Below are 19965 nucleotides of genomic sequence, written 5' to 3'. Positions count from 1 at the left end.
GCACCGGGCACGGATGCGTCACTCGGACGCGGGCTTCGACGCGCGGCGGGCGATTTCCCGGGCTGCCCTGTCGAGCAGCTCGCGGATCTCGGCCGCACACATCGCCGCGAGCGGGGCGGAAGCCGCGCTCGGCAGCGCTTTCTTGTCGAAGCGCGTGTGCTGCCGCAGCAGCAGGTCGTAACCGGCGAATTCGGCCCGGCGCAAGCGAAACGCATCGCGCGCCAGCCGCTTCACGAGGTTACGGGTCACCGCTCGCGGCGCATACTTCTTGCCGATGACGAGCCCCAGACGCGCGGGCTGACCGGTCGGCTTGCCGTAAATCACGAAGTGCGCGGAACGCCGCCAGGGGCGCAAACGAAAAACGGATGAAAATTCATCCGTTTTCAGAAGTCGCGCAGCTTTCGGGAAGGCGGCTTTCGTCTGCGACGGATTCGCACCCGGCTCGACGGCACCTTCCGCAGGGCTGCGGACGGCGGACACAGCGCGCAACCTGCCTTAGATGGCGAGGCGCTTGCGGCCCTTCGCGCGGCGAGCGTTGATGACCTTGCGGCCGCCTGCCGTCTTCATGCGGACACGGAAGCCATGGGTGCGCTTGCGGCGCGTCACGGACGGTTGGTAAGTACGTTTCATGATGTTCTCACTTGTTCGAGAATGTCGAAATTCAGGGGACCGCGTGCCCTTAACCGGAGGCATTCGGGCGAACGCAATCGCCGGGAATACAGGATTGGTTTTCGCGGAACCCGCTATTTAAACCGTTTTTCTCTTGACGGTCAATACTTTAGGAGTCGTCCGCCTGTGCCGGCCCGCTCCGATCCGGCCCCGCGACCCACAATCCCAGCCTGTGGATAAGTCCCGCTGTGGCCGCGTTTGGCGTTAGAATCTCGCCTTATCTCCAAGAATCCCGCACGCCGCTTCGGCGCCCGCCTGCCCCTCCAGGACTGTGACGCAGGCGTCCGAGGCACGCTCGCACGACCGCTTCGGGCCTTGTTGCGCAACCGCGACAAGGGCGCCGGCGAGCCGCGCTGTGCATGCAAAAAACGACAGCTACTTGATGAACGATTTCTGGCAACACTGTTCCGCACTGCTGGAGCGCGAGCTGACGCCCCAGCAGTACGTGACGTGGATCAAACCCTTGGCCCCGGTGGCCTTCGATGCGTCGGCGAACACGCTGTCCATCGCCGCGCCGAACCGCTTCAAGCTGGACTGGGTCAAGAGCCAGTTTTCGGGCCGCATCTCCGATCTGGCCCGAGAATTCTGGAACACGCCGATCGAAGTCCAGTTCGTCCTCGATCCGAAGGCCGGCATGCGCAGCGCGCCCGCGGGCGCCGCACCGGCCGCCCCGCGTGCGCCGCAGGCCCCGAGCGGCCCGGCCGCGACGGTCGCCGCGATCGCAGCCAACCTGACCGCGCATGCCGCCGCGGCGCCCAGCGCGCCGGCCGACGTACCGATGACGCCGTCCGCGGCCGCCGCGCACCACCTGAACGCCGACGACGCCGACATCGACCTGCCGAGCCTGCCCGCGCACGAAGCGGCGGCCGGCCGCCGCACGTGGCGTCCGGGCCCGGGCGCCGCCCCCGCCAACGGCGGCGAAGCCGATTCGATGTACGAACGTTCGAAGCTGAACCCGGTGCTCACGTTCGACAACTTCGTGACCGGTAAAGCGAACCAGCTCGCGCGCGCCGCCGCGATCCAGGTCGCGGACAACCCCGGCATCTCGTACAACCCGCTGTTCCTGTACGGCGGCGTCGGCCTCGGCAAGACCCACCTGATCCACGCGATCGGCAATCAGCTGCTGCTCGACAAAGCCGGTGCGCGGATCCGCTACATCCACGCGGAACAGTACGTGTCGGACGTGGTGAAGGCGTACCAGCGCAAGGCGTTCGACGATTTCAAGCGCTACTATCACTCGCTCGACCTGCTGCTGATCGACGATATCCAGTTCTTCTCCGGCAAGTCGCGCACGCAAGAGGAATTCTTCTACGCGTTCGAGGCGCTCGTCGCGAACAAGGCGCAGGTGATCATCACCAGCGACACGTATCCGAAGGAGATCTCGGGCATCGACGATCGCCTGATCTCGCGCTTCGACTCCGGCCTCACCGTCGCGATCGAGCCGCCCGAGCTCGAGATGCGCGTGGCGATCCTGATGCGCAAGGCGCAATCGGAAGGCGTGAACCTGTCGGAAGACGTCGCGTTCTTCGTCGCGAAGCACCTGCGCTCGAACGTGCGCGAACTCGAAGGCGCGCTGCGCAAGATCCTCGCGTATTCCAAGTTCCATGGCCGCGAGATCTCGATCGAGCTGACCAAGGAAGCGCTGAAGGACCTGCTGACCGTGCAGAACCGGCAGATTTCGGTCGAGAACATTCAGAAGACCGTCGCCGACTTCTACAACATCAAGGTCGCTGACATGTACTCGAAGAAGCGCCCCGCGAACATCGCGCGGCCGCGGCAGATTGCGATGTACCTGGCGAAGGAACTCACGCAGAAGAGCCTGCCGGAGATCGGCGAGCTGTTCGGCGGGCGCGATCACACCACCGTGCTGCACGCGGTGCGCAAGATCGCCGACGAGCGCAGCAAGGACGCGCAGCTCAATCACGAGCTGCACGTGCTGGAACAGACACTGAAGGGCTGAACGGGCCGGCGCGCTTGATAATTCGGCCTCCGCCCCAATTTAAGGGGGGCGGTTCGGTTTTGAGGCACAATACTGGTTTGACCGCCCCGGTGGTGGCGGGCCAAGAGCCCGGCCGGCGGGGCGCTGCGTGGCTGCTGCGCTGCAGGCCGTTACTCAACGAAGGAACTCTATGCAACTGGTCAAGACCGAACGAGACACCCTCCTCAGGCCGCTGCAAACGGTCAGCGGCATCGTCGAACGCCGCCATACGTTGCCGATCCTCGCCAACCTGCTGATCACCAAGAACGGCCCGGACGTTTCATTCCTGTCGACCGACCTGGAGCTGCAGATCACCACGCGCGCCGATTTCGGCGTCGGCGGCGACCAGATCGCGACCACCGTCGCGGCCCGCAAGCTGCTCGACATCCTGCGCGCGATGCCTGACGGCCAGGTCACGCTGTCGCTCGCCGACAAGCGCCTCACCGTTCAATCGGGCAAGAGCCGTTTCGCACTGCAGACGCTGGCGGCCGACGAGTTTCCGACCGTCGCGCAGGCGAAGGATTTCGGCGCCACGCTCACCGTCCCGCAGAAGTCGTTCCGCCAGCTGCTCGGCATGGTGCACTTCGCGATGGCGCAGCAGGACATCCGCTACTACCTGAACGGCATGCTGCTCGTCGTCGACGGCGACCAGCTGATGGCCGTGGCCACCGACGGCCACCGCCTCGCGTTCTCGTCGATGAAGCTCGAAGGCGGCACGTTCGGCCGCCAGGAAGTCATCGTGCCGCGCAAGACGATTCTCGAGCTGCAGCGCCTGCTCGAGGACATCGACGACACCGTCACCATCGACATCGCGCAAACCCAGGCCAAGTTCACGTTCGGCCAGGTCGAGCTCGTGTCGAAACTCGTCGAGGGCAAGTTCCCCGACTTCCAGCGCGTGATCCCGAAGGCGCACAAGAACACGTTCGAGATCGGCCGTGAAGAACTGCAGCGTTCGCTGCAGCGCGCGGCGATCCTGACCTCGGACAAGTTCAAGGGCGTGCGCTGCATCGTCGCGCCGGGCCAGCTGAAGATCATGTCGACCAACGCCGATCAGGAAGAGGCGCAGGAAGAACTCGAAATCGCCTACCAGGGCGATACCGTCGACATCGGCTTCAACGTCACGTATCTGCTCGACGTGCTCGCGAACCTGAAGGTCGACACCGTGCAGGTGAGCCTCGGCGACGCCAGCTCGAGCGCACTGATCACCGTGCCCGAGAACGACGAGTTCAAGTATGTCGTGATGCCGATGCGCATCTGACGCGCTCGACATCGCGACACACACCAGGGGGCGGCAAGCCCCTTTGGCGTTTTTATGGCGAACCGACAACCCGCCCCTTCGGTGCCTTTTCGGCGCCCGGGGCGGGCCAGGAAACTCGAGCGGCCGGCGATTTCCCCCCGCTGAAACGCACCGCGCCGCCACGAGAGTGGCCCCGCAGAACCGGAAGATATCCATGAGTGAACAGCACAATTCGCAACCCGATAACAGCAGCTACGGCGCTTCGTCGATCCAGATCCTCGAGGGGCTGGAAGCGGTGCGCAAGCGCCCCGGGATGTACATCGGCGACACGTCGGACGGCACCGGTCTGCACCACCTCGTGTTCGAGGTGCTCGACAACTCGATCGACGAAGCGTTGGCCGGGTACTGCAACGACATCCACGTGACGATTCACGCCGACAACTCGATTTCCGTGACCGACAACGGCCGCGGGATTCCGACCGACGTGAAGATGAACGACAAGCACGAGCCGAAGCGCAGCGCCGCCGAGATCGTGATGACCGAGCTGCACGCCGGCGGCAAGTTCGACCAGAACAGCTACAAGGTGTCGGGCGGTCTGCACGGTGTGGGCGTATCCTGCGTGAACGCACTGTCGAGCTGGCTGCGCCTCACCGTGCGCCGCGACGGCAAGAAGCGCTTCATGGAGTTCCACCGCGGCGTCGCGCAGGATCGCGTGATCGAGGTGGTGGACGGCGTCGAAGTGTCGCCGATGCTCGTGACCGGCGACACCGAGAACCGCGGCACCGAAGTGCACTTCATGGCCGATCCGACCATTTTCGGCACGGTCGAGTATCACTACGACATCCTCGCGAAGCGGATGCGCGAGCTTTCGTTCCTGAACAACGGCGTGCGGATTCGTCTCACGGACCTGCGCTCGGGCAAGGAAGACGATTTCGCGTTCGCCGGCGGGGTGAAGGGCTTCGTCGAGTTCATCAACAAGACCAAGAGCACGCTGCACCCGACGGTGTTCTTCGCCAACGGCGAAAAGGACGGCGTGGGCGTCGAAGTCGCGATGCAGTGGAACGACAGCTACAACGAAAACGTGCTGTGCTTCACGAACAACATTCCGCAACGCGACGGCGGCACGCACCTGACCGGCCTGCGGGCCGCGATGACGCGCGTCATCAACAAGTACATCACCGACAACGAAATCGCGAAGAAGGCGAAGGTCGAGACGACCGGCGACGACATGCGCGAAGGGCTGTCGTGCGTGCTCTCCGTGAAGGTGCCGGAGCCGAAGTTCAGCTCGCAGACGAAGGACAAGCTGGTTTCTTCCGAGGTTCGTGCGCCGGTTGAGGAAGTTGTGGCGAAGGCGCTGGAAGAGTTCCTGCTCGAAACACCGATCGACGCGAAGATCATTTGCGGGAAGATCGTTGAGGCTGCTCGCGCGCGGGATGCTGCGCGGAAGGCGCGTGAGATGACGCGGCGCAAGGGTGTGCTCGACGGTGTTGGTCTGCCCGGCAAGCTCGCGGACTGCCAGGAGAAAGACCCGGCGAAGTGCGAAATCTACATCGTCGAGGGTGACTCGGCAGGTGGGTCGGCGAAGCAAGGGCGTGATCGGAAGTTCCAGGCGATCCTGCCGCTGCGCGGCAAGGTGCTGAACGTCGAGAAGGCGCGCTACGACAAGCTGCTGTCGTCGGAGCAGATCGTCACGCTCGTGACCGCGCTTGGGTGCGGCATCGGCAAGGACGATTACAACCTCGAGAAGCTCCGCTATCACCGCATCATCATCATGACCGACGCGGACGTCGACGGTGCACACATCCGGACGCTACTGCTCACGTTCCTCTATCGCCAGATGCCGGACATGATCGAGCGCGGGTACGTGTATATCGCACAGCCGCCGCTTTACAAGATCAAGGCGGGTAAGGACGAGCGGTATCTGAAGGATGATGTGGAGCTCAACGCGCATATGCTGCGGCTGGCGCTGCAAGGGTCGGAGCTGGTGCCGGGTGAGAATGCGGCGGCGATTTCGGGCGATGCGCTTGGGGAGCTGGCACGGTCGTATCTGCTGTCGCAGAGCGTGATCGAGCGGTTGAGCCGGTTGTATGACCCGGCCGCGCTGGAAGCGGTCATGGATGGGGTGGTGATCGATCTCTCCAGCGAAGCTTCGACCGAGGCTTCGGCTAAGGCGCTGCACGCGGCGTTGCATGATGACGCGCTGAAGAACGAAGTGCGGGTCGTGCCTTCGTATGACCCGGTTCGCGAACAGCGGGCGCTGCATGTCGAACGGACGCATCACGGTAATGTGCGCGTTTCGGTCATCGATCAGGAATTCCAGCACACGGCGGATTATCAGCAGCTCGTGACCACCGCGAATACGTTCAAGGGGCTTATTGGGGAAGGGGCGGTCATCAAGCGCGGGGAGCGCAGCATGGCTGTCGCGGACTTCAAGAGCGCGATGAAGTGGTTGCTGGCGGATGCTGAGCGGAACGTTTCGAAACAACGCTATAAGGGACTCGGCGAGATGAACCCCGAGCAGCTGTGGGAAACGACGATGGATCCGGCCGTGCGGCGTCTGCTGCGCGTGCAGATCGAAGACGCGATTGCGGCGGACGGGATCTTTACTACCCTCATGGGGGATGACGTCGAACCGCGGCGGGCGTTTATCGAGTCGAATGCGTTGCGGGCGGGGAATATTGATGTTTGATTTCTTCTCGTAACGTAGGGCGCCAGAGTAAGTGCGACTGGCGCCCCAGTTTTGCGACTGAGGGACGAAGTTGGTGCGATTGGCCTACATTGAACGGCGTGCGCCAGACACACCAGCAATCACCCTGATGCTGACAAAATTCTTACATCAAGGATGAATCTAGACGAGTGGCACCGTTTGTGAGACTAAATCTGTTCAATGCCCACCTCGGACTCGGTCCGAGCAAGACCAACAAGAAAACACGTGCTGCCCAAGCGTAACGGACGAGCGCATCAGATGTCCTGATGCGCTTAGCGCTCGGATAGCCAGTTGGCCACTATCCCGCCCAAAACAATGCTTCATAAATCTTGCTCGGGCGGAGACGCAGATTGACAAAAAATTTTATAGCGCGCCAAGGCAGCACGATCGCAGAAGGTCAGATCGAGAGAAATCGTCACCTTCGACCCGTTATGAAATCGACCAATTACTCTCTACGGTCTGTTACGCAGTGGGAAGCGATCGTTCGATACAACAATGTGCCTTCGCTGCCAGTGTCTCACATCACATCAACTGCTTAGTCCAGGAAGGCTGATGGCCCGCCAGCGGCCGTCGCAACGCCTGCCACGTCACCCCAACCCCATTCCAGTGCAACATTCGAGACCTACCGAATTCGCGCGCCTTGAACAAACTATGACCTGCAGGCAGCGTAGTCTTAGACAATTTCGCCATACGGTCATACGATTTTTGACCACCTGCCATCACTTCATATAAACTGCTTTTCATATCATCCCATTTGGCGAAGCAGAAGGCTCAAAGCGATCGCTTTGCCATGAAAAACATGGAAACCCCCAACGAGGAACAAGGAACCGTGCTCCTGCAGGAAGCGCCTCTACGCGAACTCATTTCGGCTCGGGTAATCTCTCGCGTAATCGCAGTAGGAAGCGCTGGCGGGTTCGTGCTAGAGGTTCATTTCGGTGAGCGCAAGGCGTTGCTTGCCAGTTCTCGAGGGGGCGCCAGAACATTCGCATCATTGTCGACTGTTGCGCTACTCATGCAACGGCTCGGGCAAGCTTGCTTCGAAGTGGATGCTTCGGCGTACGTTCCCGGGCGGGTGCGTGCACCACAGCCGGAACGTTCAGCGGCTATGCGGGCAGGCAATCTTCCAAAGGCCTCGCGCAGAATCACAAAGCCATCCAAGTAACTGGGAAAATTACAGGCGTGGTGCGACAACTAGGCCATGAATTCGATCTCTCTGCCAAAACAAAGAAGTACCGTGGAATTGACGCTTAACAAGACTTTGAAAGGAGACCTCGAGGCAACTGCGGAATCGGCGCATGATCACGACTGGCGCCTGCTACGTCCAGAGATCGGCGACGATGGAGCGGCGTACTCGTCGCTACGTCGCTTGGCACAATTGCCACGCTCCGATGCAATCCGCGGCCTAACCGAATTCGCTCAGTCGCAACTCAGCAAGACCGCACAGGCGCTCAAGGCCAGAGTTTCTGCCACGCTATTACGAGACCTGATGGAAATTGGCTGGGACATAAAGGTTACCGCTTCTCACATCTACGTTCGGCCGCAACGCCATACCGCAGTGGCTGAGCGAAAGAACCAGATCCGGAAGCAACTTCTCTACGGTCGAAACGACCAGTTGGGAGAGGCATCGCACCGGAAGTTCCTATTCGCTATGGAACGGCCGTCGAAGTATTCTTCGTGCCGCCCCATCACCGATCTAATCGCGGATGGTCGACGCTTGGCAGAACAACTAGCTCCGGTAGCCAAACTACCACGCGAGCAGCGACCTGCTGCATTGGGCGCAATCTGCAAACCGTACCTTCAACTTGTGAGCGACGAGCGAGATGCCTTCACGAACATTAGGTTAATCGATATCTGGAGGTACTTCCGACACAGTTGGAGCACTCGGTACAGGTCTTCGCCAGGCCGCAATCTGTTTTATCTTGTGCGTGATGCGGCCCAGCCGAATCATCCCATCATTGGTATCACAGCCCTTGGCAACACAGTCATGCAATTGACGCCACGAGATCAACGGCTTGGCTGGACCCTCGACGGACTACTCGCGCTGTGCCGCACTGGGGAGGTCAGCGAACAAGAAGTTCTTCGGGCGTTTCGTGAACGATTGGAAGAGGACTTCGATCAGATTTATCGAGAAGATCTCCCGGTCGAACGTCGAATTGACCATAGCGTCGACGACGAAACCCTCAGCCGGCTAGCTGTCATTGAGAAAGACGCGAATCAAGATCGTGAAGATGCTTTGCGTGCGGATGACGCTGCCGGTACGCGCAAGGTGGAAGATCTTACGTCGGAACAACTTCTTAAGTTCACGAAGACACCGCTCTACCGTGCGAAACGAGCAAGAGCGATTCGCGAGATTTTGCGGGCGTATCGCACCCTCGCCACTTGGCATTGCGGCATCGAAGAATTGGCCGCAACTGACTATGGTGTTTTGGCATTGAATACGGCCATCAAGCAGTTGAAGAAGCGCTTCTCCGCGACCAGCATGATGGAACTCACGGTGTGCGGAGCCGTGGCACCATACAATCATCTGCTAGGTGGCAAACTCGTTTGCCTGATGATGGCTAGTCCACGCGTCGTTAGAGACTACCGCGACCGCTATGCAGATACCGTCAGTGTTATCGCAAGCCAAATGGCGGGGAGACCCATCATAAAAGAGCCATCGCTGGCGTTCCTCGGAACCACTAGTCTCTATACCGATCACTCCTCGCAGTACAACAGGGTCAAACTTCCGCGAGGCACAGTCGAGGGGCAAGGCGCCGAAATTGAGTACCTGCACTTTGGGCGTACGGAGGGCTTCGGATCTCCAAACTTATCTGCTGAGACGGAACTCGGACTCGCAATGATTGCGGAGACGAGCAATGGCTTTCGCAACGTAAATTTCGTATTTGGAGAAGGACAGAGCCCAAAGCTTCGACAACTGCGTGAAGGGTTTGCCGCACTCGGCCTAAATCGGACAAATCTGCTGGAGCACGGTGCGCCACGTATCATCTACGGCGTACCATTAGCCCGTAACTTCAAACGGCACTTGCTCGGCATAGATGCGGCGCCGGACTATTCAATCGATCCGTCTTCTGAGCAGGCTGAAACCTCGATTGCTGACTATTGGGTTAGCCGATGGCTAGCGTCGCGGCTGGATCACTCACCGGCATTACAAGCCGTTTCACGATCTACACCACTAACAGAGAGAGTTAGTCGGCTGATTCCTGAGCGTGAGGCAGCAACGTCTCCACAACAAAATCTCGCCTTTAAGGCAACTACCGGAGAGGGGTACGACATGGCAGACGGGGTCAAGTCAGATGAGCGTTTAGAATTCATCCGGCTGCTCTATCGGAATGAGAGCGCCTTCAGCGACCACGTTCCACTCGCACGACTTAAAGAGCTCAATATCAAGACGGGCCTTGAGGACGTCGTGCGAAAAATTGTACGCACGGGGGGGTCAGTCGTGATCACCGGAAATGCTGGTGATGGGAAGACGCACGCCATCTCGCTCATGAAGAAGGAGTTGAAGGAGGCCGAGGTAATTAACGACGCTAGCGAGATATCATCCGATGAAATTACTGCTAGATGGCAATCTGCCCGGGATGCAGGCAAGCCATTTTGCATTGCCATTAACGAAGGCCCCCTTGTCGACTTGATTCGCGCACACCGCGGCCAGCATCCTTGGCTGGACGAGATCCGTGATCAACTCATGCGGTCAGTCGTTTACAAGCCCCTGGAGGCAGCACCGGACGATCGAGGCGAGAATTGGAAGCCACAGGCCAATCAGACTGTCGTGTTGGACTTAAGCTTACGACGTGTTCTGTCCGCTGACTTGATCGCAGCAATCATCGAAAAGCTGACGGACGAGCAATGGTACCAAGGGTGCTCAGCATGTGCTGCGCGTACGAAATGTGCAGTGACCTATAACCGGAAGATGTTGAGGTCCAATCAACCGAAGCGGCAAATGGTTCAAATGCTGTCTAGCCTGGGAACGGGTGGCGCGAAGGTGACGTTCCGCGAAGCTCTCGCCTATATCTCCTTCACGATCTTCGGTGGCAAGACATGTGCAGAACTTGTTGAGATTGGCACCGGCGAAAAAGCGCGGTACTACTGGAATGCATTCGAAGGGCAGGGGGCCATCTTTGAACTGCTCAACAAGGGTATCGACCCGATGAAGCAGACCAACCCTCGTGTAGACGAAGATCTTTGGCGGGGTCGATTCCAGCCTCAGGATTTCGTTGGAAATGATGTGTTGCCGGTGGAACAACGCAACCTCGACGAATTGGCCGAGCGAGAGCATCGCAACCTTGCTGACGACTTCACCGCTCTGAAGCGACGGTGGTACTTCGAGCACAGTGAAGGTGCACTTCTTGAGTTTTTAGACGCCAGTAAGTTGTTTACGGAATTGCAGAATACTTCGACTGCCATGGCAATTAGACTCGGCCGTCTGATCAGTTTGATCAATAGATGGTGGAATCGCAGCGGCGAAGCCAAACAAGAAACTCTACGACTCTGGACTCGACTTTCTTACCAACCAAGAGCCCGCAGCCACGCCATGGTCTCTGGACAAACAGTGAATCGGAACAAGTTGCGGCTGTATCGCCCAGAACTCGCGCCCGTTCTGAAGCGAGCGTACGGTGAGCAACCGCTGAACCATCTTCTGTTGGCGCCTAGCGAAGATCCAAGACTTGCGAGACTGACAATCGATACGGTTCTTCTGCAAGGCCTCCTCCACAGCTCCTTCGCGGACGGCCAGAGCGAAATCAGTCGGCGTCTGGGTCAGTTCAATGACGCCCTAGCGCCCTATGGCGACAACAACGCTGATGTCCGTACGATCGAGGTACTCGATCCGCAAAGCGAACTGCGAACCAGCGTCGTCGTCGACGTTGTTAATCGCCGATACGATTCGGCGGAGTGAGTTTCATGAGCAAGCAACTACGGAAGCCGATCACAGACGAACTCCACCGGCGCCATGGCTACAAGGTCATGGAAGTGAAGATCAAACCCGTGCACATTGCCAACGCGCTAATGCGGACCGAACATCAATGCGTCGGCCGCATGCCAGTTCTCGAGCAACTTTTTGCGGCAACGTTGCAAAAAAATAGCATCGACAAGCGGGTAGCTGCGGTCGAGTTAATGCTCGAATCACAACGTGATCGTTGGGGGGCGCTTGGTCAGACACGGGACATCAAATCATCACCGTTGATGACCAAGGTCCTCCCACTCATCCGTACGCTCCTGGGCGCGGATGGGGCTGCGTTCGGCTCATCACCTCAGTTTTCGTCGTTTTCGTCACCTACAGCGCTAACTGTGACCGGTGATCCGTCAGATGACGGCGCCGGCGCATTCATCCACACATTGTGGGGCGGCAGAGAAGGTATGGATCGGTTGCAAATTCTGGACCTCCTTGCCGAATTGACTTCTCCGAGCAAAGTGCCGGAGAAGATGGACGACCTCTCTGCTTTGCTCGTGCCACTCGTTGATTCGACTCGACCACGAACAACGCACGCATTTTCTGCGCAAGATATGTCCGATGACTTTTCGCCTATCGAGCAAGAGTTGCGGGCGGCAGCCCGGTCACTCTGTGCATATGAAATGAAGCTGAGGCCGAACCCAATCTCAAGCCTTCAACGAATCGTTGTTTTGGCTGCTCTGTCAGTTTTTAGGCACGGAGCGACTCGGGCACAAGAACGAGCTGGTGGGCCGCAGCGCCTGCTGCTGCTGGATGCCTCAAGCGACCACTATTCCGACATCGCTCGGGCAAGCACTGGATGCGTGACACGTCTCATTGGTGACGCGTGCCGTTACATGGCCTCTGTTATTAACGATCTGTTGGAGCAGCAACTGTCTGACTGGCCTAGGAATCCATTGGGCGCAATAAACGGGCTCCTTGAAAGCGCTCGACATGCACCTCTCGATGAACGCTCTCCGCTTGCGGAGCGTATTCGGGAGATTATTGCGGACTTTGAGGATTGGGAAGACATCCGTAGAGAAGTGACCGATGAACTACTTAGTCAAATCGAAGGTAATCAGCGTCAAGGACTTGACGGCTATCTGCGGCTGCTTGGTATTCGGTCTGGCTTCCTTTATCCCACACAGAAGAATCCCAACAAGCGCTTGAACCCTGCAGATAGAACTTTGGAAGTCCTCGTTGCCTCCACAGTTGACACCATGAACTCTCCGGTCGAATACCGCGATTTCCTAGAAATGTTGAAGAACCGCTGGGCAATCGTAGTTGGCGGCCGGGCTGAAGACGCATCTGACCTTGACACGTACATGGGGGTAAAGGTGCCGTTGCGATCTCTTCGCGATAACAGCGAACGCTTTCTCGACCGATTGGAATCTTTGGGCTTGGCACGTCGCCTAGCCGATAGTGTTGCAGTTGTTGGCCTTCTGGAGGCGACTCATGAGTGATATGAGCTATGAGGTGCAAAAGCGCGTTTCCGATTTGCTGTTGGCCGAATTCGACGCCGCAGTCGCCAAGGACGAATTTGGTGTCGTCGTGCAGGACACCGCGTCGTTTGATCACCAACATCTGCTAGCACGCTTACCGGATATTTTGGACCGTACTAAAGGGCGCCTCAGGCTAACTTTGGTCGGACGGCACGATGATGTGGCGGCCTTCTCAGAGATATATCCCAAGTATGGCGAGTTCGTCGCATCGGACGAAGAATCCGCTGTGCAGTGGCGCAATCAAAGAATGAGGACCATCATTGTCGTTGCCGATGGCCCTCTAAGTAAGCAAGGTTCTCTCAAAGACTTCACGACACTAGGGGAAAACAGACTGATTTCTCGCCTGTGCGAAGAGGAGAAGGAGAAAGCACAGGTTACCTCGCTGCGCACCCTTTGGGACGCGCTGAAGTCTGCTCGCGGCCCAGCTTTGTCATTGGATGCAATCGCAACATTTGCGGCGTCTCTCCAGCAAATCCCAACGCTCCAACGCTCGGTACAGGCATCGTCATTCCTATATGCGCTCGGTCTATTCCCGGACGCGCAACTCTCAGACGAGCTAACGGAGGCACGCGTCGCCAAACGCCTGAAGACCAACGCTGATAGCCTCAACATGATAATTAATGCGACGCCCGAGGACTGGGAACGCATGAAGACCTTTTGCCGCCACCTTCCGTCTAAAGAGAAAAGCCGATTCAACGCGATTCGGAAACGCTTGCAAGCAGTCAGCCAACGCACCTCCACGGATCTTCAGCATATCGAATTATCTGATGTTCTGACTCTATGGAAAGGAAAGATCGGATCGGATCGAGCCAATGTTGATGGCGGCGGCTCGACCATAAGCGGAGGAAAGGTTCCGGTCGAATCCCTTGTGGCTGAATTACTGCTTGATGGCAGCACCGAACAACTTGCGGATCTTGCCGAACGTGTTGAGCAACTCACAGACCAGGCTGAAAATGATCAGATAGATGGTGGTGACGAACCGCTGATGACATCCGATGTGGCAAGCAACGGGACAACATCAGGTGTTCAACCGGTGACGAGCGTCAGTTCTGCAGTCATTGCACTCGCTAAGTCTCGGTCCACCTCTACCGAATGGGGCGGCGTTATAGACATTGAGTCAGACAAAGTTGATGCAATGACGGAGGTATCTGCATTCAAGGCATGGGCTCCCTTCCTCCTTCAGGAGTTTAAGGAACTGCTGGCCCGGTTTGTCGAAGCAGATCTATCACCGGCCGTGTGTCTCGAGCATGCCAACCAACTTGCCGAGGCCAGATCTGCGCTTCTACGACACATCGCCGAGTTAACGGTATCACCGGTAACAGTGCTGGCCGGGAGACCTGAAGTCTTTGCTGCAGCTGAAAACTACCTGAAGGCATACGATCAACTGTTGCTGCAGTTGCAAGCCGCCTTTCAGGAAATGTACGCGCAAGCCGGTGACGAAGCAGAAACTCTCGTCCATTGGTTGCTTTCGATGGAACTGTACGTCTATCGTCGTGACGACTGCACGGAGGTTCTCCTCTCGCCTGTCCATCCCCTAAATCTGTGGCGCAGCGTTGCGATCGTCCGCGACCTGCAAACCCTGGGGAATAAACTGTCCGCGACCGAACGTCAAACTCTGGTAGCAGCCTCTGCGGAGGATCTTCAACTATTGAACGTGCTCGTTCTGCCGCACATTCCAGGACTTAATGGACAGGCATCGCTACTCGGGCATGCGGGCGCTATTGCTCACTTGCCGCTGTTCAAGGAAGCACCGCGCGGCGTACTAGAGCCAGACGGCCTCAAGAGCATCTCGGCTCTCGCGACGTTGGTAGCACATCTGCGACCTTTCGCCCGACCAGGTTTGCAGGTTGTGCTAGTAAACGCACCTCGTCCAGGACGGTTCCTCGAGGCCGTGCTGGACGAACTTGACCTCGACAATGAAAAGACAGAGGATCGATTCTGGGGCGTACATTTCCGGCTTCGATATACTTCCGACGACACACGTGGCTGGACCACGGAGATGGAAGATCTCGACGACCAGGTCAAAGACCGTATCAGGGCCGGACAGCAACGTGGACTTATCAGCGTATCCGTCGATCCTGAGATCAAAAAATGGCCCGAGTTGATCGACGAGGTCCGCACGCTACCTGCGCATCTGACAGTCGTTTTCGACCCCTTCGAAGTCAGAACCGCCTTGGTGTCACGCGCCGGCTTACATGCATTGAGCCCTTGGATGCCGAGCCGTGAATACCGCTACAACAAGTTGAAGAAGCAGATCATGATCGTCCCAGTCGCGGAAGAGGAAGTCTTCGCGACGTACTTCTCAACGGCAACACTCGTCCATCGAGAGTTAAAGCAAAGCACCGCGACACATCAACCGCAAGTGGCTTCTGTGAAAAGTTGGCTCGACCAACTCGCGGATCTGAGTACATGGACCGTTGTAGCAGACCCGCATCGCGTTCTTGTACCGCGGCTTGGGGAAGCAGAAGTAATCGATCGACGTGTCGAGAATGCTCGACAGATCACAACTTTCGGCCGAGACCTCAGTCCGTTTGTACGGCAACTCGATCAACAGCTTCGCAAGACGCACTTCGTCGCCGATCCCAATACTCTGGAAGGATTGATCCGCGATCTTGTTGCGATGGAGCCAAATGGCATCTTGGGATTGGTAGGCGGCGATAAGAGCAAGCACGTGAAAGGAGCGCTGGGGAAACTCATCGCCATGCGCTGGTACCGGCACATGGAGCCTAGCGGACTCGCTGTAAGTCTTGATACTCAAAATGCGCGTCGATGGTTGAGTGCTGGCACCCACTCAAGCGAGAAGGCCGACCTAATTGGCTTACGTGAAGAGGCCGGGGAATTGGTCATCGATGTAATCGAGGTGAAAACCCACGATGAGAACGTTCCGTACTCGATTCAAGGAGACCTCGTAACGGGACACGCGGTAGATCAAGTGCTCGCGACTATGCACGCACTATCAGAGATCTTTGGAGGAGCGAATCTCACACCACTGGCAAAGCCACGTCGCGAGGTGGTGCGTGAACATCTGTACACGGCATTGCTACGCGATCTAGACCCACAATACATTGAGCGCTGGCATGCTTTACTACAGGATCTGTTCGCTGGGGCAATCAGAGTTCGCCTTAGTGGGCGCCTGGTTCACGTGCAACTTGCTAGTGTGGCAACAACGCCACCCGTGGTGAAGAAAAGCACATCGGGCGTTCCGATTCAAATCAACACTCTCGCAGCAACAGATGTCGGCCTTGTTCTTACCGCAAGCAAGAAGATGAACGAGGTGGTTCCGTTTGCAGGATCAAAGAGTGTTGCTGGTTCACACATGCTTGAACCCGCACGCGTATTCGAATTGCTTAGTTCGGTTGGAAATTCTGATCTCCTCGAGGACCTCACTGTCGAAGTACGGGAAGAGTCACCAGTGACTACTAGCGCGGTTTCGAGCGCGAATTCGCGTTCAAGTACGCGAAAAAGTACCAAATTGGCTAATGCCCCAAAATCTGTTGCCGAGTCCAACGGAGAGCAGATAGCTACCGGACTGTTAGAGATCAACCTGGGGCAAGAAACGAACACCAATCAAAACGTAGCGTGGGCGCCGGGAAAGCAGAGCAACGGCTTCTTTCTCGTCCTCGGCGCCTCCGGATCGGGCAAGACCGAGACCCTCAAAGTGCTAGGTAAAGGCATCTCAGACTATGGAGTACCGGTGCTTGTGCTCGACTTCCACGGGGATGTTCAGTTTCCAGGCCTGCAGTCCGTTTTGCTATCGTCCGGAACATCGAGCACGATCGGCGTGAACCCAATGGAGCTTGATTCACAGAGCGCGGAGGAAACAGGTCTATACGATCAGCGCAAAGTAATTCGAGACATGATCCGCAATGCCGTGCCGGCACTGGGGCATCGCCAAGGCGCGATCCTACGAGACGCTATCGAAGAAGCCTATGTCACGGCAGGCTTTAGCGACGCCGATCCGACAACTTGGAGAAACACTCCTCCAACGTTTTCCGACGTACAAAGAATTCTGGCGGATTGGGCCGATGACGACTCTCGGAAAAGTCAGCGCACGTCTATCGAGGGTTGCCTAGCAGCTGTTCAAGAGATTTTCGAGCACCCGATTTTTCAGCGGCGAAAGCATGTATCGGTCGAAGAAATTTTGAGGAGCAACGTGAGGCTGGATCTGAGCAAACTTCCGGACGAGGTACGCTACATTGTTGCAGAGACATTGCTCCGAAAGATTTTCCGCGTGCTGCGTCTCATGGGGCCGATTCCCGTACAGCCCGTTGACGATCGCCAGCGTTTCCGCCTATTCGTTGTTATCGACGAAGCGAAAATTCTAAGCACTGGTGGGGGTGACCCAGATTCTCCAGAACGAATTCTCAATCAACTCTTTACTGAGGCGCGGAAGTTCGGTTTGGGCATGGTACTGGCATCTCAGATGAGTGACCATTTCGGGTCTGAGGTGAAAGCCAATGCGGCAAGTTGGCTTGTACTGAAACCCATGGACGTAAAGGAAGCGAAAAAGAACGCTCCAAACGTGCACATGGAACCTGATGCCCTCACGTCATTGCGAGGAAAGGGAGACGGCTACCTCCGGGATCGTTCGTCGACGAAAGCCAGGCGCATACAGGTTCAGGCACTCGCCCCTGATAACCCAAAGTAGCGAATGCACTGGGGCGACTCGATAGCCAAGATGCTCGTTCGTCTCTCGATCTGTTCGTAAGACGAACGCTCACTATGAGTGCGTCCCGCAGCCGGCACGCCCTGCGATTTCGGCTGTACCTATGGGCCCGAACATCCTTTTTTCTCCCCGAGGCGAGGAACGAAGTCGCAGAGCATCCAACGACCAGTGACCGCATGCCCGTGCTCGTGGCGTCTCGCTGCACAAATACGTTGACCGACTTTTTCTCTCGAGGGTCAGCCTTGATGCCCGTTCCTGCCCGCACTGTGGCTTGCAGCGCATCACCACGTGCAATCCTCCAGTGACCTGCCCCCGGTTTTAGTCCGAACTACAGTTAGAGTCCGAGGTTAAAAACTGCTGCTTCGCGTCGTGCGCGCGGGCGAACTGCGCAGGCGTCAGATAGCCGAGCGAACTATGAGGCCGCTCGGTGTTGTACTCGATACGCCATTCCTCAATCAGCTGCTTGGCGTGGCGCATCGAGACGAACCAGTGCTCGTTCAGGCATTCGTCGCGGAAGCGCCCGTTGAAGCTCTCGATATAGGCATTTTCCACCGGCTTGCCAGGCCGAATGAACGACAGCGTGACGCCGGCTTCGTAGGCCCATGCATCCAGCACCTTACCAGCGAACTCCGGCCCGTTGTCGACCGTGATGGATGCGGGCAAGCCTCGCATCTCCTTGAGCCGCTCGAGCACTTGCTGCACTCGTAGGCCCGGCAGCGAAGTATCGACCTCGATGGCCAAGCACTCGCGCGTGTAGTCGTCGACCACGTTCAGGCATCGAAACCGCCGACCATAGGCCAACCCGTCAGAAACGAAGTCCATCGACCAGTTCTGATTCGGGCCTGTTGGCAACGGCAGCGGCGTGCGCTCGACAGCCGCAATACGCTTGCGTCGCCGCTTGCGCACGCTCAGTCCCGCCTTGTTGTACAGGCGCCAGATGCGCTTGTGGTTGGCGAAGCAGCCATCCCGCTGCAACAACACGTGAATCCGGCGATAGCCGTAACGACGCTTCTGCGCGGCGATGGCCATCATCCGGCCAGTCAGCGCTTCGTCGTCAACTCGGCGGCGTGATTCGTAATAGAACAGCGAGCGCGAAATCCCTACCAGTTCGCAGGCCCGGGTAACACCCATGGCGCGTTCGGTCATCAAGATTCGGACCGCTTCGCGCTTGGCCTGCGGGCTTGCTACTTTCGGGCCAACAGGTCCTTCAGCGCGGCATTGTCGAGCATTGATTCGGCCAACAGACGCTTGAGCTTGCTGTTCTCCTGCTCCAGTTCCTTCAGGCGCTGCGCTTCGGAGACCGTCATCCCGCCGAACTTCGCTTTCCAGTTGTAGTAGGTCGCTTCCGAGATGCCGTACTTGCGACAAAGCTCCGCCGGCTTCAGGCCAGCCTCGGCTTCCTTCAAGATGCCGATGATCTGTTCTTCGGTGAATCGCTTTTTCATTGCCGTTCCTCTCTGGAACGGACTCTACACCGTCACCGTACTAAACGCCGGGAGCAGGTCAGGTGAGCTTAGTAAGAATACCGAAATAGTCCAAACTCCCTAAGACTCTTCGATGAAACCTATTATCCGCAAAGGCGACACAACGGATCACGGCGGCACAGTGCTCGACGGCTTCGGCCTTTCGAACTTGAACGGCCGACCGGCATCCGGTGTCGGCCATATGGTCCTGTGCCCGAAATGCCAAGGTACCTACCCGATCGTTCAGGGCTCCAGCCAGTACACGATTGAAAGCCGCGCCGTTGCGCTGGACGGGATGAAGACTGCATGTGGCGCCTCGCTGACCGCCAGCCAACAAGAATTCCTGGCAAGCGAGTGACGCCATCGGCCTTTAATTGAATCGAACCTTGTCTCTCCGCGCACATTTCGCGCCGCGCCAATGCAAAAACCCCCGCCTGATCGGGCGGGGGTTCTTGGCTTAGGGAGCCTGACGATTACCTACTTTCACACGGGAATCCGCACTATCATCGGCGTAGAGTCGTTTCACGGTCCTGTTCGGGATGGGAAGGGGTGGGACCGACTCGCTATGGTCATCAGGCAAAGAGGGTTGTTGCGTTGCTTCGCAGCGCAACCAATCTTGGAAGAAGCAGTAATTAGGTTGTGTGTATCGCACACGTACGCGGTACTTCAACCGTCGTACGTCGAGTGCCTTGCACTCGACGCTCGATGTCCGTAAGCGCTAAAGCGCTAACGGGCATCGAGACAGACTTGTTATAGGATCAAGCCTTACGGGCAATTAGTATCGGTTAGCTGAACGCATTACTGCGCTTACACACC

General features: G+C 57.8%; 10 protein-coding genes and 1 rRNA gene. 7 read left to right on the top strand and 4 right to left on the bottom strand.

The annotated features are described in order from the left end of the window. Positions 1 to 18: 18 nt before the first annotated feature. Positions 19 to 480, bottom strand: a complete 462-nt coding sequence (rnpA, locus tag WT24_RS01670; protein WP_034208729.1) for a ribonuclease P protein component — start codon at positions 478 to 480, stop codon at positions 19 to 21. Between the two features lie 15 nt (positions 481 to 495). Then, positions 496 to 630 (bottom strand): 50S ribosomal protein L34, encoded by a 135-nt coding sequence (gene rpmH / locus WT24_RS01665; RefSeq protein ID WP_004198824.1) that lies wholly within the window; start codon positions 628 to 630, stop codon positions 496 to 498. A 421-nt stretch (positions 631 to 1051) separates the two neighbouring features. On the opposite strand from rpmH, the gene dnaA reads away from it, so the two are divergent. The 6 genes from dnaA (at position 1052) to WT24_RS31895 (ending at position 17668) form a co-directional block, all read left to right on the top strand. Continuing rightward, positions 1052 to 2629, top strand: a complete 1578-nt coding sequence (gene dnaA / locus WT24_RS01660; RefSeq protein WP_060030700.1) for a chromosomal replication initiator protein DnaA — start codon at positions 1052 to 1054, stop codon at positions 2627 to 2629. A gap of 169 nt (positions 2630 to 2798) precedes the next feature. After that, entirely contained in the window at positions 2799 to 3905 is a 1107-nt protein-coding gene (gene dnaN / locus WT24_RS01655) for a DNA polymerase III subunit beta (RefSeq protein ID WP_034208731.1), read from the top strand. 193 nt (positions 3906 to 4098) lie between these two features. Then, complete coding sequence (gyrB, locus tag WT24_RS01650) at positions 4099 to 6573, top strand: DNA topoisomerase (ATP-hydrolyzing) subunit B (protein WP_060030799.1); 2475 nt, start codon at positions 4099 to 4101, stop codon at positions 6571 to 6573. Positions 6574 to 7789: 1216 nt separating this feature from the next. After that, on the top strand, positions 7790 to 11485 hold the full coding sequence (locus WT24_RS31900; protein ID WP_082742051.1) for a Druantia anti-phage system protein DruA: 3696 nt from the start codon (positions 7790 to 7792) through the stop codon (positions 11483 to 11485). A gap of 5 nt (positions 11486 to 11490) precedes the next feature. After that, positions 11491 to 12981, top strand: coding sequence for a hypothetical protein (locus WT24_RS34065; RefSeq protein WP_156441720.1), 1491 nt, complete (start codon positions 11491 to 11493; stop codon positions 12979 to 12981). Next, on the top strand, positions 12974 to 17668 hold the full coding sequence (locus WT24_RS31895) for an ATP-binding protein (RefSeq protein WP_156441719.1): 4695 nt from the start codon (positions 12974 to 12976) through the stop codon (positions 17666 to 17668). The genes WT24_RS34065 and WT24_RS31895 overlap by 8 nt, the downstream gene beginning before the upstream one ends. Positions 17669 to 18004: 336 nt before the next feature. Here the strand turns inward: WT24_RS31895 and WT24_RS01630 are convergent. Beyond that, a protein-coding gene (locus WT24_RS01630) for an IS3 family transposase (RefSeq protein ID WP_156441718.1) occupies positions 18005 to 19131 on the bottom strand; the annotation gives its coding sequence in 2 pieces (ribosomal slippage) (positions 18005 to 18873 and positions 18873 to 19131; 1128 coding nt in all). Positions 19132 to 19243: 112 nt separating this feature from the next. Between WT24_RS01630 and WT24_RS01620 the strand changes: the two genes are divergently transcribed. Beyond that, positions 19244 to 19507, top strand: coding sequence for a PAAR domain-containing protein (locus tag WT24_RS01620; protein ID WP_060030684.1), 264 nt, complete (start codon positions 19244 to 19246; stop codon positions 19505 to 19507). Between the two features lie 106 nt (positions 19508 to 19613). Here the strand turns inward: WT24_RS01620 and rrf are convergent. Continuing rightward, positions 19614 to 19726: ribosomal RNA gene (gene rrf, locus WT24_RS01615) — 5S ribosomal RNA — on the bottom strand. Between the last annotated feature and the right edge of the window lie 239 nt (positions 19727 to 19965).

Origin of the sequence: Burkholderia sp. MSMB1078WGS, from assembly GCF_001528895.1 — a bacterium.
GTDB lineage: Bacteria > Pseudomonadota > Gammaproteobacteria > Burkholderiales > Burkholderiaceae > Burkholderia.
The sequence above is the reverse complement of the archived record's forward strand: the minus strand, read 5'-3'. Positions and strand labels throughout refer to the sequence as shown.